The sequence below is a fragment of the Herbaspirillum sp. NPDC101397 genome (assembly GCF_044767325.1).
Lineage (GTDB): Bacteria > Pseudomonadota > Gammaproteobacteria > Burkholderiales > Burkholderiaceae_D > Herbaspirillum.
Genome location: NZ_JBIWNS010000005.1, coordinates 298,297 through 309,489 on the forward strand (window position 1 = coordinate 298,297; position 11,193 = coordinate 309,489).

The 11,193-nt window shown below is 58.0% G+C and carries 22 protein-coding genes; 5 read left to right on the forward strand and 17 right to left on the reverse strand.

Features of this window, described 5'->3' with window-relative positions:
- Window positions 1-89: 89 nt before the first annotated feature.
- From ACIROW_RS14050 to ACIROW_RS14070, 5 genes are read right to left on the reverse strand one after another with little or no spacing between them, the layout of a single operon-like run.
- Complete coding sequence (locus ACIROW_RS14050; protein ID WP_402276541.1) at window positions 90-368, reverse strand: hypothetical protein; 279 nt, start codon at window positions 366-368, stop codon at window positions 90-92.
- Window positions 365-820, reverse strand: coding sequence for a hypothetical protein (locus tag ACIROW_RS14055; RefSeq protein ID WP_402276543.1), 456 nt, complete (start codon window positions 818-820; stop codon window positions 365-367). Before ACIROW_RS14055 ends, ACIROW_RS14050 begins: the two co-directional genes overlap by 4 nt.
- Window positions 817-1,173 (reverse strand): hypothetical protein, encoded by a 357-nt coding sequence (locus ACIROW_RS14060; protein WP_402276545.1) that lies wholly within the window; start codon window positions 1,171-1,173, stop codon window positions 817-819. Before ACIROW_RS14060 ends, ACIROW_RS14055 begins: the two co-directional genes overlap by 4 nt.
- Window positions 1,170-1,808, reverse strand: a complete 639-nt coding sequence (locus ACIROW_RS14065; protein ID WP_402276547.1) for a hypothetical protein — start codon at window positions 1,806-1,808, stop codon at window positions 1,170-1,172. The genes ACIROW_RS14060 and ACIROW_RS14065 overlap by 4 nt, the downstream gene beginning before the upstream one ends.
- On the reverse strand, window positions 1,808-2,356 hold the full coding sequence (locus tag ACIROW_RS14070) for a hypothetical protein (protein WP_402276550.1): 549 nt from the start codon (window positions 2,354-2,356) through the stop codon (window positions 1,808-1,810). The genes ACIROW_RS14065 and ACIROW_RS14070 overlap by 1 nt, the downstream gene beginning before the upstream one ends.
- A 90-nt stretch (window positions 2,357-2,446) precedes the next feature.
- On the opposite strand from ACIROW_RS14070, the gene ACIROW_RS14075 reads away from it, so the two are divergent.
- Both ACIROW_RS14075 and ACIROW_RS14080 read left to right on the forward strand, forming a co-directional pair.
- Window positions 2,447-2,701, forward strand: a complete 255-nt coding sequence (locus ACIROW_RS14075; protein ID WP_402276552.1) for a hypothetical protein — start codon at window positions 2,447-2,449, stop codon at window positions 2,699-2,701.
- Window positions 2,702-2,740: 39 nt separating this feature from the next.
- Window positions 2,741-3,397: a hypothetical protein gene (locus ACIROW_RS14080; RefSeq protein ID WP_402276554.1), complete on the forward strand. Its 657-nt coding sequence runs from the start codon at window positions 2,741-2,743 to the stop codon at window positions 3,395-3,397.
- Between the two features lie 14 nt (window positions 3,398-3,411).
- Here ACIROW_RS14080 and ACIROW_RS14085 read toward each other — a convergent pair whose 3' ends face one another.
- The 10 genes from ACIROW_RS14085 to ACIROW_RS14130 all read right to left on the reverse strand — a co-directional run bounded on the left by ACIROW_RS14085 (window position 3,412) and on the right by ACIROW_RS14130 (window position 9,842).
- Window positions 3,412-5,394: a DNA cytosine methyltransferase gene (locus ACIROW_RS14085; RefSeq protein ID WP_402276556.1), complete on the reverse strand. Its 1,983-nt coding sequence runs from the start codon at window positions 5,392-5,394 to the stop codon at window positions 3,412-3,414.
- Between the two features lie 84 nt (window positions 5,395-5,478).
- The gene (locus tag ACIROW_RS14090; RefSeq protein ID WP_402276558.1) at window positions 5,479-6,387 is read right to left on the reverse strand and encodes a recombination-associated protein RdgC; all 909 of its coding nucleotides are present in this window, start codon (window positions 6,385-6,387) and stop codon (window positions 5,479-5,481) included.
- Window positions 6,388-6,506: 119 nt separating this feature from the next.
- Complete coding sequence (locus ACIROW_RS14095) at window positions 6,507-6,638, reverse strand: hypothetical protein (protein WP_402276561.1); 132 nt, start codon at window positions 6,636-6,638, stop codon at window positions 6,507-6,509.
- A complete protein-coding gene (locus ACIROW_RS14100; protein ID WP_402276564.1) occupies window positions 6,635-6,757 on the reverse strand; it encodes a hypothetical protein in 123 nt (40 codons plus the stop codon). The genes ACIROW_RS14095 and ACIROW_RS14100 overlap by 4 nt, the downstream gene beginning before the upstream one ends.
- A gap of 8 nt (window positions 6,758-6,765) precedes the next feature.
- Window positions 6,766-7,281 (reverse strand): hypothetical protein, encoded by a 516-nt coding sequence (locus tag ACIROW_RS14105; RefSeq protein WP_402276566.1) that lies wholly within the window; start codon window positions 7,279-7,281, stop codon window positions 6,766-6,768.
- Entirely contained in the window at window positions 7,281-7,640 is a 360-nt protein-coding gene (locus ACIROW_RS14110; RefSeq protein ID WP_402276568.1) for a hypothetical protein, read from the reverse strand. The genes ACIROW_RS14105 and ACIROW_RS14110 overlap by 1 nt, the downstream gene beginning before the upstream one ends.
- Window positions 7,641-7,750: 110 nt before the next feature.
- Entirely contained in the window at window positions 7,751-8,008 is a 258-nt protein-coding gene (locus ACIROW_RS14115) for a hypothetical protein (RefSeq protein WP_402276570.1), read from the reverse strand.
- Between the two features lie 2 nt (window positions 8,009-8,010).
- Entirely contained in the window at window positions 8,011-8,367 is a 357-nt protein-coding gene (locus tag ACIROW_RS14120) for a hypothetical protein (protein WP_402276572.1), read from the reverse strand.
- Between the two features lie 266 nt (window positions 8,368-8,633).
- A complete protein-coding gene (locus tag ACIROW_RS14125) occupies window positions 8,634-8,981 on the reverse strand; it encodes a hypothetical protein (protein WP_402276574.1) in 348 nt (115 codons plus the stop codon).
- A 144-nt stretch (window positions 8,982-9,125) separates the two neighbouring features.
- Window positions 9,126-9,842, reverse strand: a complete 717-nt coding sequence (locus ACIROW_RS14130; RefSeq protein WP_402276577.1) for an XRE family transcriptional regulator — start codon at window positions 9,840-9,842, stop codon at window positions 9,126-9,128.
- Between the two features lie 71 nt (window positions 9,843-9,913).
- Here ACIROW_RS14130 and ACIROW_RS14135 point away from each other — a divergent pair, with 71 nt between their 5' ends.
- Together ACIROW_RS14135 and ACIROW_RS14140 are read left to right on the forward strand one after the other, a co-directional pair.
- Window positions 9,914-10,210: a hypothetical protein gene (locus tag ACIROW_RS14135; RefSeq protein ID WP_402276579.1), complete on the forward strand. Its 297-nt coding sequence runs from the start codon at window positions 9,914-9,916 to the stop codon at window positions 10,208-10,210.
- Window positions 10,207-10,410: a hypothetical protein gene (locus ACIROW_RS14140; protein WP_402276582.1), complete on the forward strand. Its 204-nt coding sequence runs from the start codon at window positions 10,207-10,209 to the stop codon at window positions 10,408-10,410. Before ACIROW_RS14135 ends, ACIROW_RS14140 begins: the two co-directional genes overlap by 4 nt.
- Before the next feature lie 10 nt (window positions 10,411-10,420).
- Here the strand turns inward: ACIROW_RS14140 and ACIROW_RS14145 are convergent, their stop codons facing one another.
- A complete protein-coding gene (locus ACIROW_RS14145; protein ID WP_402276584.1) occupies window positions 10,421-10,636 on the reverse strand; it encodes a hypothetical protein in 216 nt (71 codons plus the stop codon).
- 104 nt (window positions 10,637-10,740) lie between these two features.
- Between ACIROW_RS14145 and ACIROW_RS14150 the strand changes: the two genes are divergently transcribed.
- Window positions 10,741-10,911 (forward strand): hypothetical protein, encoded by a 171-nt coding sequence (locus tag ACIROW_RS14150; protein ID WP_402276586.1) that lies wholly within the window; start codon window positions 10,741-10,743, stop codon window positions 10,909-10,911.
- Here ACIROW_RS14150 and ACIROW_RS14155 read toward each other — a convergent pair.
- Entirely contained in the window at window positions 10,908-11,156 is a 249-nt protein-coding gene (locus tag ACIROW_RS14155) for a hypothetical protein (protein WP_402276588.1), read from the reverse strand. The two genes, ACIROW_RS14150 and ACIROW_RS14155, sit on opposite strands and share 4 nt — an antisense overlap.
- Between the last annotated feature and the right edge of the window lie 37 nt (window positions 11,157-11,193).

An 11,193-nucleotide genomic window follows, 5' to 3' on the forward strand; every position in this document is an offset into this window, starting at 1 on the left:
ATGCGTTCTCGCGACACTGCCGCCCCACGTATGCGGGCAGAGCGACACTGGGTGTTGCTTGCCGCAATAGGTGCAATAGGCACTCATCGTTACGCGTCCTGATGCGTTTCGGGTGTGTCGGTAATGGCACGCAGATAGATCGCATGCTCCTTGCCGAAGGACATGGTAGTTCCGTACGGCTCATCCATTTCACCCTGAAGCCAGGGGCATTGAGCTTCGCAACAGACTGCAAGGCCGCCGGTTTGCGGGTCCTCAATTGCGCCGGCAATGGAAATTTTTCCGCAGTCACCGAAGCAATGCTTTTTGATCAGCGCTTCTTGGTCGGGATGGACCACAAGCAGCCCGAAAATCTTGATTGGCTCGCTCATCTCTGTTCCTTTGTTTTGCGGCGCGCCCAGACCCACACGGCGCTGTCTTCGGTCATATGGATGGATAGGATGAACCATCCGTCGCCGCGCGGCTGTTCAGGAGTCCAGTCGCCAATATCAGGGCTTCCGTTTTCAAAGTAACGCTCGAAGGCAGGATGCTCATCGTAATCTTCCAGGCTGTCGATGCTGAGTTCCAAGCCTTGCGCTTCGACCCACGCGAGGTATTCTGACTGCGGCGTGTCCTCGTTGAAATCAGGCATGCCGGGATGGCTCCAATAGCCTTCGGAGTCGCGTACGACCAGTACCGCCTGGATCAGTTTCGGACCGAAGATCCATCGTACAAAGCGGAGCGTATTGTGGTTGCGCCATTCGCGGACAGGAGCGATCAAAGACGACAGCGATACCACGATGGCGATGATGCCCAAAGTGACGCCGATGTTTTGGGAATTCATGCTGCACCTCCGTCGTATGCCAAGGAAGTGGGTCGGCGGCGTATGCTGGCCATTGCTGCGGCAGCCCTGACAATCGCGCGTCGCGTTGCTGCGAACGGGTCATTGCCATGTGATTCAGTCGCCCATGCCCTGAACATCTGGCCTGCTGGCCATGCGCTGGCGACAGTGTCTTCGAGTCCAAGGTGAATACAGAGGATCACAGCCAGGCGGAGGGCTTGGGCATCAAAACACAGCGGGTTCCAAACGCTGCCATCTACGATCAGCTTTGGGCAGCCATCAAGGTGGTCGATGTGAAAGTCGAGCTTTGCCGCCTGCGCGGCGAGTTTCAAAAGTTCAAAGTCTGGTGCGCTCACTTCGTCACCTGCTGCGGTTGGGATCGCAAGGTAGCCGCGCAGAGCATACGGTAACGCTCGCCGCATTTCGGGCACGCTGACGACATGGTGCCGTGTGTCTTGCACTCCGGGCATTTATCTTCGCTGGGGCCCTCTCCGGTCCAGCCACATGTGTTGCATGCTGCGCCGCGTTCGTCTTCGTCGTTCAAGCCGACGTGCTGGCAGACGGTGCATTCACGGGCTTCAACGTACAGGCCCGCACCGCGAGCCGCAGCGGCTGGCGCTTGTTCCTGCGGTGCGGCGGCGAGAGCGGCTATCCTCTGCGTCAATACCTTCTCACCACTCAGTGGCGGCGCGGCCAAGAATTCAGCGGCTGCACCAGCGTGTGCGGCGGGTTCCTTCAAAAGCATTCGCAAATGCGCAAGCGCCTTCATGCGATGGTTGTCAAATTGCAGTGCAAGCCTGCGCCAGTCACTTTCTGCATCGTCATCAGCAGCTACCGGCTTTGCGTCTTGGCTCGCTGCTTTCTGGCTCATGCGCTCCAAATCGTTTGCGTCGACCGGGGCGCGCGGCGTCGCCATTCCGTCCATGTCCGGGTCGCGACGATAGGGGCGGGCTTCGTCTTCGGACGTCTCGATGGATGTATCGCTGTTCATCACGCGGCCTCCGGCTGCAGGTCGAGATCCGCGCCGATGCCGGCGCCGGTCGTGTCGGCACTGATCGCTGCATGCCAATTCGAGAGCGCGGCCGCGGAGCTGATCGTATGATGCAACGCTTTTTCCTTGTTGCCAGTGATCGCGGCGCGCAGTGCTTTTCCTGCGAGATAGCCGACCAGCCAGTACCAATGCTCGGCGCTCTTGTTGCGATCGTGCGCAGGCCCCCATTTTTCGACTTGGTGTGCGGCCTCGAGGATCACGCCGTTGGAAAAATTGAGAAGCTCGGGCGAGTTGACCAAGGCGCGGAGATGCGCGAGCTCTTCAAGCAGTGGCAGGATGTTGGCCGGGCTTGCCGCAGCTATGTGCGCCATGTCAGCGGGCGAGATAACGATATCGGCGTGCCAGTCGGCTGGATGGCTGGTTGCGTGCAGCACTCCACCATCGGCGCCGCCGACGGCTGTCAGGCGTCGGACGCTATTGCTGGTCCACCAGCTCCACTGGCCACGGGTGGCGGCCAGAGCTATATTTTGCAGTTCTTCGAGAGTCATTGTCTGTTCTCCAATGTGATTATGGACCAGCGCAGCGGCTAACTTGGCCGGCGCGGACGTGATAGGATTTCCCCCTTCTACGGAGGGCGTATGGCTGAGAGATTCGCAGTTGAGCAACCGAAGGACACCGGCGATGGGCGTGTGGCGTTCATCATCAAATTCAACGGCACCGTGCTGCCGGGCTTTATTGGCAAAGACACGCTGGTCGGAATTGGTGGGCTGACGACGAACAACCTGGTTGCGCTCTTCACCCAGCACGTCGCGGTGATCGCTGCCGCGGTGCGCAAAAAGTTGCCGGCGCCATTGGCCCCGTATATAGCAGTGGCTCCAGACGACTTGAAATAGCGTCTGTGCTACGATCTCCGAAAAAATAGGGGAGGTCGTTTGGGAATATTTAGCATCGTGTACAGCGCCTTTACGGTGATATGGATGGCGGTGGTGTTGATACATACGTTCTTCAACCTGTCGCCTTCCGATTGGGCATCGTGGGTTCAAGCCGTTGGATCGATCGCTGCCGTCATTGGTGCGATTGAGGTAGGTCGTAGACAACGAGTTGGCGACCGCGAGACCGCTATAGTTGCAGCATCCCTGAACGCTGAACGTTTGCAATCCGTGGTTAAGGCGGTTATCGATGACGCTTATCAACAATGCCTTGACGTACGGCATGTGTTCGAGGTTGCCGAGAAAGAAAACAAATTTGCATATATCGAACTGGTCACCAGCTACGACACTGATAGTTTTCAGAAATCCATCGATCGCGTGCAAGCAATCCCACTTTTTGAGCTGCACTCGGAGGAAATTGCCAAAAATGTAGTTTCGTTTCAGGCGAACATTTTGAGGCTGTCCACCTGGCTGGCGACTACCTATAGAATCGTTATTGGTCCCACGCTGCCTAGCGACAAGGATCTTGATCTCGAGCAAGTCACTGGAATAGCTTGCAAATACCTTGACCTCGTTAAAAGCGACTATCTCGCCATTGTTAAAGCGACCCAAGGTATTGAGTTGACTGAAGGGAGGCCATTCGGCCGTTGGACCTCGTAAGAAACTAGGCATCATCAGGCCACCATCACTATGGCGCGTTCGTGGGCGAAGTTTGCTTCTAATAGAGCTTTTGCCAATGGTGGACATACGCTATTTCCGATCATGCGCACCTGAGCCGTTTTAGAAAGCGGCTTGCCATCGACAATCGGATCAAGAATGTAGTCGTCAGGGAAGCCTTGAGCGCGCGCCAGCTCACGCGGCGACAGCATACGCATGCCGATATCGACGATCTGGTATTCCTCGCCTTTGATCGTGACTAGGCCGAAGCGATCATGAGTCGGCACCGTCCCAAGTGGAGCGCGCAGACTGACGCCATCCTTTTCGTTTCCGTAATACTTGATCAGGAACGCGCGCACCTCCCCAATGTGGCCGCCGCCGGCGGTGAGTGTCGGCGCCGGTTCATCGGTCGGCTGGCCGAACTGATTGTTGCGCAGCTTGAGCAGATGTGACGTCACTACAGCGTGCCGATTCTCCGTGGTCTGCGTTTTCAGCGGAGTGCGTGAATCGGACGCTCTTACTTCACCGTCGCGCTTTTCAGCGTTGTAGTGCATGAGGTTGGCCGTCACCACTGAATGATGGTCGGAGGTCGTGACCGTACCGAAAGGCACCTTCACACCCGTGCCGACGACACCGCCATAGTGCTTGGCGAGCATGGCAGAGACTAAGGCTTGATTGCCGCCACCTGCCAGGATGGTGCCGAGTGGCTTTTCAATATTGTGAGCGCCGGTTCCCCAGCGCTTAACACCTGTGGGCGATATTTCACCGTGCGCTGCGTCGATGAGGGTGGCTGAGACGACGGCAAAGTGTCCGCCCTTGACTTCGGCGCATTGCGTACGCAACGGTTCGTTGGCTGCCATGTTGCGTTGTGTACTGGCGTTCGCGTGCTCAGTCACAAACGGCGCTAAGGTTGTCGATACAAGTGCCTGCTCACCCCTATGCGCGCCCGTGACGGTAGGAAGCGGCTCGTCTACGCTGCCGGTACGATCCTGGCCGTGATGAGTTAGATGCATGAGCGATGGCACCACCAGCCCAAACCGAGGGGCGCCGGCCATGACCGTGTGCAGTGGCTCGTCAAGCTGCTGGCCGGTACTGTTTTCTGAGAACTTGACGATGAAGGGATCATCGCTGTTGACCACGAACTTCATCACGCCCTTTGCAATGCGGCGCAGGGTGGCGTCCTTGAGCGGACGTGTGCGCTCGAAGATGGATGGGCAGGGGATCGACCAGTCGATGCATTCGGCGGCGGTGCGATACGGCAGCAGCCGGCCTTGCTTCACGGCGTCAGTTTTCGGATCGCCATGGGTCGGCGTTGGCCAGACGATGGGCAGGCCATCGCGGCGGGCGAAAACGAACAAGCGCTTGCGGATCGTCGGCGTGCCGTAGTCGCATGCGCGCAGGATGCGATATTCCACGCGGTAGCCCAGTCCCGCGTACAGGCGGTCCATTGGGAAGTCGGAGCCGAGGGCTTCGTAGATTTCCCCGACGTCCGGGTGATCTCTGTCCAAGCCGGTCGACAAGGCGGCAACGAACGCTTTGAAGGTACGCCCCTTCTCAGACTTGATCGGCTTGCCGTCGTCGTCCAAGGGGCCCCAATCTAGAAATTCTTCAACATTTTCAATGGCAATGCTGCGCGGCATCTGGAACGCACCCCATTTCAGGGTGACCCAGGCGAGGCCGCGAATCTTCTTTTCACGGGGTTTGCCGCCCTTTGCCTTGCTGTGATGTTTGCAGTCCGGAGAGAACCACGCCAGCGCGATCGGCATCTGGTGCGTCACAAATCCGGGGTGGATGGCGAAGACGTCTTCGCGGTGGTGCGCGGTCTGCGGGTGATTGGCGGCGTGCATGGCCAAGGCCTCGCCATCGTGGTTGATTGCGATATCGACCGGGCGCCGTAGTGCCTGCTCGATGCCAGTCGACGCGCCGCCGCCGCCGGCGAAGTTGTCGACGATGAGCTCATGCGGGAAGCCGAGCGGGAGTGTAGTTGTGTCGCGTTGCATTCAATAGTTTCCTGATGTCGGTTTAAGATGATTTCCCGATGGCGTTTCAGCAGGTTGGTGCGGCAAGTGGTTGATGGTTAGAGATCAGATAGGGATGCTGGTCCGACGGCCGCCGAGCGCGGCGACAAGGTCGTTGAGCAGGTTGTTCAGTTCGCCGGTCATCAGCATGAAGTCGCCGTCCAGGCGCTCGGCGTCGTTTTTCGAGGTGATATCGCTGTCTTCCTTGAGTACGTCGAGGGGCGCGATCTTCTTCAGGCTCAGGTTCTCGGTCAGAACAAACGAGATTCGATCGTTCCAGGTGAGCGCGAGGCGCGTGGATTGCTTGCCGGATTCGATGTGGCGGAGCACATCGTCCGGATCCAGCGTGTGACGCACGAAGCGTACGGTGGCCTTGCCTTCGCCGGTGGCGCGCAGTTCTGTGTCTTGGTCGACGGTGAAGCCGGGCGGCGCTTCGTCGGTGGCGAGCCAGGTGGTCATGGCTGAAAGCGGCGATTGAGCGGTGCGCAGCGTCTCCAGCGGGAATTTCGGGATGGCCTTGAGCATGAGCTTCAGCACTTCTTCGGCTTTCGCCGGGCTGCCGGCGTCGACTACCAGCCAACCATTGACCGGATCGATCCATGTCCATGTGCTGCGCACGATGCTGAACGCGCGTGGCAGCAGTTCATCGGTGACCAGTTCCTTCAGTTCCTTCGTTTGCTTGCGGCCCGGCGGGAAGCCTTGCTGCTCTTCAAGCTCTCCGGCGCGGGCCTTGGTGACCTGGTTGATCACGGTGGCCGGCAGCAGCTTCTTTTCGGTGTCCAACTTGAGCAGCCATTGGCGGTTCACGACGTGCACCAGCTGATCGTCGCCGCGCGGTGACACCCAGCCCTGCGACTGCATTTCGAGACTGGCGCACGCGGCAAAGGCCTGCGATGTCAGGTGTTCCTGCAGCTGTTCGGCGCTGATCGGCCACGGCGCCGGGAGACGGTAAATCTGGAGATTTTTAAACCACATGAGAGTGCCTGTTCAATAGTTGGAGTTGAAGACGCGATCGCGCGCCATACGGAAGGACGTGATCAGGGAGTTGCCGCAGCGCCGGTACACGCCGACGAAGCGCAAGAATTCAGAGAATTTCATGTGTGTACCCGCTGGCAGATGGGTTTGATCGGATGAGGTTTGACCTGGGACGCACGGGCGGCCAGGGCAAACACGCACAGGATGGTGATGGCGATGCCGCACGCGACGCCTGCGTAGAAGGGCTTCATGGAAGCACCACCACGGTGACGCCGAGCGCGCCCGCGTCGTACGCGGCCTGCTCAAGATCGGCGGGCGAGCCGACGGCCGGCAATACCAGCACGGTGCCGTCGCTGTAGACGGTGCGCACGCGGCAAATCATTCGGCCTCCCCGGCGGCGAGCCGCTCAAGTTCGCGCTGCCAGTCACCGAGCATGATCTTGACGTCGTCGACGTTCCCGTCGTCAAGCAAACCTTGCATTTCACTCAGGAAGGCGATATCGCGGGTCAGCTGATCGCCGCTGTTCCGGTCGATCGTGTTTTCGTCTATCTGCGGCGCATCGGCCGTGTCCTTGTTGGTGCCCTTGTGCAAATCGAGGGCTTCAACTTTCAGGCTGTGGACCGCGCTGTATTGGCAGCCGAGCTGCGTGAAGTTGATATAGGTGCGCTTGCGAGGACGGTCGGTGTCCTCTTCGAGGCGCGTGTACATGACGAGCAGGCCCGCTTTTTCAAGTTTGACGAGACCGGGGCGATCGGCTTTCGCGCGGCCTGGCAGGTTCTGTCCAACCTTGACGTCATAGCTCCATTCCTCTGCGACAGTCGCGTAGTCGATGAAGAGCGCGCGCAGGGCTATTGGAAGCGTTCGAAGCGTGGCGGGTGTGCTGTGGCTGTTCATCAGGCTGCCACTTTCATGCCGGTGCGCGCGAGGTGATCATCGGCCAGCTGCAGCAGTTTCTCGGGCGAGGGCGGGCGGCCTGCGGAGAGCATGTCTTCCAGCAGTTGCTGCGAGCCCTTGCCGGAAATGATCGCCAGCAGCGCGCCCAAGCGGGCGCTTGCGTTGCCGGTCTCGGCCGGCGCGGTGTTGCCCTGAACCACAATCGAGGGCGGCGCTTTCCGGATTTCGGTCAGCTGTGTAAGCACGCGGTCGAGCACGGCACCATGGGTTTCGGTGATTTGCAGCAGGCGCTCCAGCGTGGTCTGGCTCGGCGCCGGGCGCTTGATCGGTGCTGCTTTCTTCTTCGATGTTGCTGGCATATGCCTCTCCATAAAATCTGCCGGAAAGCCCAAACCGGCGCAGGATGCTTTCAACCGGGGTGTGAAGGGGTCACGTTCGGCTGAGGCTTTTGGTAAATTTGTTGTGGTGATCAGACGGCCCAGACGCGGCCGTTGTAGCTGATCCGGGCGACGAGCTTCCTGCCTTGATAGATGCGGCAATAGCCGACCTCACTGGCGCGGTAATTCTCTTCGGCGAGCGCGGCTTGCCACTTTGCGGAGGCTTCAGCGAGACTGAGCGCGGTGAGCGAGTGACGCTGGTGGATCAGTTCGAACTTGACGGTGAGGGCGCGAAGTGCGGTGAGCGCTGCGCCGGTAATTTCGGAATTACCGAATGGACGGATCGTCATGCTCAGGCCGCCGCGACAGTGAACGGTTTGTTCTTGCGGCCGATGTTGATGTCGACATGCAGGCCGCTCTGCAGGTAGTCCGGGCGAGAGTCGGCAGCGCTGGCGCTATCGGCGTTGAGCGCCGCAATGATTTGCTCGACCGCTTTAACGTGCTCGCGGCAAACAGACTTCTCAGGGAAGAAGCGGTTGACCTGACGGTGCTTTTCACCGGTTGGAATCAAGCGCACCGGCGCGGTCGAAATCGTCAGCACGATGGCGCTGTTGTGACGCACGTCGAGTGAGTACTTCCAGCCCTGCGGCATGACGGCTTTTACCGCAGCGGCGATCTGTTCTTTTTTCTCTTGATCCATCCAAGCCATGCTTTACTCCTCTGAATCGGTTGACGTTTATGTCTACTTGTCGATGAACGGAGTATCACGTATGTGTTTAAGATAGTCAATCACATATGTGTTTAAAAAGTGCGAATGTGTTAGATCAAATTAATCTAAGTCAATGAGATAAATGCATCTTTTCGGAATAAAGCGTCCCGTTAGCACGAAAAAAAACCGCCTGAGTGGCGGTTGTGCGCGGGGCTATTAGTCTATGTCCGCAGCGTCTCTACCGGCACGGCGGCAGAGGTACGAGGCTACTTGTTGTTCAGGTCCGCATCGAGGAACACGCTCACACGCGCCTCGGCGAAAGCCCGTTGGCCGTCTCTGTCTATCGGTTCGTAGCCGCTTATGCCGTCAACGTAGGCGTTCCATTTCACGTACATGGATTTGATCCCGGCTTTGACGGCCGCGCGTGGTTCGTCCGCGATTGCCGTGGCATAGAGCGGCTCGGCGGCTGCCCGGGCGTTCAGCACGCAGTCAGTCGCCTTCCGGGCGTTATCGCGCTTCGAGTCCGGAAATCGTCGGTCAGCTTGACGCGCAAAATTGGCGTACATCTGGCAAGAGCTGTCACCACCGTTGAGCGCCTGGGTAAGGGCGATCAAGGACGGTCGCACATTCTCGGCTGCCCAGCCGGCGTTTGTCGTTATCAGGCACACAGCAACCATTGCGGTTTTTATGCATAACAAAGTGTGCAATCTTGATATTTGCATATCTTAATGTTCAATGTGAAGGGGCTTCAGCTGAAATCAAATCGTTGAGCTCTGCTTGTGGATCACCTGGCCGATGATGATGCAGCTGGCTCCGCGGCAAAGCTTTCGCTGATATGTTTTTTGATCCGGATTGTCGGAAACAAGCCACCATTCACGGTTCTCGCGGACAAGGCGCTTCACGACGTCTTCGCCTTCATAGTTGACCGCATAGACCAACCCATCGCGGGGCACCTTGTCCGCCATGTTGATCACAACGAGGTCACCTTCCTCCATCCGAGGGGCCATGCTCTCGCCTCGGATTTTCAGCGCCACCAAATCCTCTGCAAAGTAGCCATTCTTTTCCAGCCACTCGCGCTGAAACAGTATCGGTTTCGCGTCTTCTATAACCTGGTCAATCGCAACGCCAGTCAATCCCGCTGAAAGTTTTAATCGCACTGCTCGAATCTCTAAATAGTTGGGATCTTCCTGCTCAGCCACGCTGACAGGAATGGCGCCGCGCGGAAGCAAGTCTTCATGAATGTTGGGGAGCGTGGAATCTTCGTTTCTGGCTGAATCGCCAATGCCTTCAGCAAGCCACGCTGCGTCGACGTCCAGCGCCAATGCGATAGAAGTGATCTTTCGTGCGCTCGAGCGGATGCCGGCCTCGAGGTTGCCAATGGTCGACTGAGAGACGCCTGCAGCCTGCGCAAGCTGGGCTTGAGACATCTCTTTTTTATTGCGTGCCCAGACGAGCCGCTCTGCAAGAGTTTTCATATCACGAATGTAATAGAAAAATTAAACACGATGGTGTTTGACAAGTTCAAACACGTACGTGATAATTAGGTATGGATACACAAAAAACCGTTCTCGAACTGCTGGCCACAGGATTGACGCAGCAGGAGCTGGCCGACTTGGTGCCGTGTTCTCAGTCGCTGATAGCAGCGTTCGCGAATGGCACACGGGGAAAGCAAACCTCCATGCAGATTGGCAACAGCCTGCTGAGGCTCCATGGCGCGCGCTGTGAGAAGACGAAGCGCGGCGGCTCGCAGCGTAACGCAAAAAACAGGAGCGCTATCCCAACTGCTGTCGCGTCCGAGAACGCCCCTGTGGCCGAGGTCATTGCAACGGGGGCCGCGGGATGACCGGCACCACTTCAAAGAAGGTTATGGACCTCTCCCAAGCGCAAAGAAAACTGATTGCCGAAAGCCTGGCGCAGATCGCTGTGAACCTTGCCAGCGCGAATCGGCCGATACCGGAAACGACCATGACGGGCGTACGTACCTCGCTGACGAAAGAGTTTTTGGCCTTGAACGCGCCGACGGGGGAAGGGGCGCCAAGGTAACGCGTGTTTGTTACCCGAGAAGGGCGTTGAAGGTGTTGAGTTGTTTGAGCACGGCAGCAGTCAAGGGTTTGTCCGCATCGCGTCCGCCGGCCAGCGACTCGATGTCTTGAACGAGATACTGGCGCACTTTCGCGGCAGCCGCCGAATCGAGCGACGCGAAGAGTGCTTTTAGAGCGATGTTGGTTGCGAGATTGCGTGCAAGCAGGGTCTCTGAGTCCGCGTGCATGTGACGAGCTCCAAAGTTGATATGAGGAAACCGGAAATGTATCACGCAGCATGTCTACCTGCACAGTCTGGCGAAAACGCGCCGGCCGCAGGAAAGGAGGGCGCATGAAAGCGCTGTACATCCGTTTCGTGCTGTTCCTGATCGGCCCGGCAATTCGGGAAGAACTCCGACGACACAAGGAGCAGCAAGACAAAGAGTCTGCTGCCCTTATGTTGTACAGCCGCGAACTGTCTGAGTTCATCGACACGCGGGTGGCCCAGTGGAGGCGCCGTTAGGTTTTCGGCTGCTGGATGCGGGCCAAAATGCTCTCGTATTCGGCCAAGATTTTCTTCATGTGGCCAGTTACGACCAGCGTGCGACGTTTGTCCTCGGACACGCTTTCGAATTGGGAGCCCATTCCGCTGATGAAGTCCAGCGCATTTGCAGCCTGCTCTGGAGTGGTTTGAAGAAGAAGTGCCTTCAGCACGAGATCCATTGAATAGAGCTTTGCGACGATGTATTCCTCTTCTGATGGTTTCACGGAAGTCCTTTTGTGATTGTGGTGTGAGAACCAGCAA

What these genes read in the sequence shown, in the direction of transcription:
- ACIROW_RS14150 (WP_402276586.1), top strand. Translation starts at nt 10,741, where the DNA reads ATGAAAGCGCTGTACATCCGTTTCGTGCTGTTCCTGATCGGCCCGGCA.
- ACIROW_RS14070 (WP_402276550.1), bottom strand. Translation starts at nt 2,356, where the DNA reads ATGACTCTCGAAGAACTGCAAAATATAGCTCTGGCCGCCACCCGTGGC.
- ACIROW_RS14085 (WP_402276556.1), bottom strand. Translation starts at nt 5,394, where the DNA reads ATGCAACGCGACACAACTACACTCCCGCTCGGCTTCCCGCATGAGCTC.
- ACIROW_RS14130 (WP_402276577.1), bottom strand. Translation starts at nt 9,842, where the DNA reads ATGAAAACTCTTGCAGAGCGGCTCGTCTGGGCACGCAATAAAAAAGAG.
- ACIROW_RS14095 (WP_402276561.1), bottom strand. Translation starts at nt 6,638, where the DNA reads ATGAAGCCCTTCTACGCAGGCGTCGCGTGCGGCATCGCCATCACCATC.
- ACIROW_RS14065 (WP_402276547.1), bottom strand. Translation starts at nt 1,808, where the DNA reads ATGAACAGCGATACATCCATCGAGACGTCCGAAGACGAAGCCCGCCCC.
- ACIROW_RS14120 (WP_402276572.1), bottom strand. Translation starts at nt 8,367, where the DNA reads ATGGCTTGGATGGATCAAGAGAAAAAAGAACAGATCGCCGCTGCGGTA.
- ACIROW_RS14050 (WP_402276541.1), bottom strand. Translation starts at nt 368, where the DNA reads ATGAGCGAGCCAATCAAGATTTTCGGGCTGCTTGTGGTCCATCCCGAC.
- ACIROW_RS14110 (WP_402276568.1), bottom strand. Translation starts at nt 7,640, where the DNA reads ATGCCAGCAACATCGAAGAAGAAAGCAGCACCGATCAAGCGCCCGGCG.
- ACIROW_RS14090 (WP_402276558.1), bottom strand. Translation starts at nt 6,387, where the DNA reads ATGTGGTTTAAAAATCTCCAGATTTACCGTCTCCCGGCGCCGTGGCCG.
- ACIROW_RS14115 (WP_402276570.1), bottom strand. Translation starts at nt 8,008, where the DNA reads ATGACGATCCGTCCATTCGGTAATTCCGAAATTACCGGCGCAGCGCTC.
- ACIROW_RS14075 (WP_402276552.1), top strand. Translation starts at nt 2,447, where the DNA reads ATGGCTGAGAGATTCGCAGTTGAGCAACCGAAGGACACCGGCGATGGG.
- ACIROW_RS14135 (WP_402276579.1), top strand. Translation starts at nt 9,914, where the DNA reads ATGGATACACAAAAAACCGTTCTCGAACTGCTGGCCACAGGATTGACG.
- ACIROW_RS14140 (WP_402276582.1), top strand. Translation starts at nt 10,207, where the DNA reads ATGACCGGCACCACTTCAAAGAAGGTTATGGACCTCTCCCAAGCGCAA.
- ACIROW_RS14055 (WP_402276543.1), bottom strand. Translation starts at nt 820, where the DNA reads ATGAATTCCCAAAACATCGGCGTCACTTTGGGCATCATCGCCATCGTG.
- ACIROW_RS14105 (WP_402276566.1), bottom strand. Translation starts at nt 7,281, where the DNA reads ATGAACAGCCACAGCACACCCGCCACGCTTCGAACGCTTCCAATAGCC.
- ACIROW_RS14145 (WP_402276584.1), bottom strand. Translation starts at nt 10,636, where the DNA reads ATGCACGCGGACTCAGAGACCCTGCTTGCACGCAATCTCGCAACCAAC.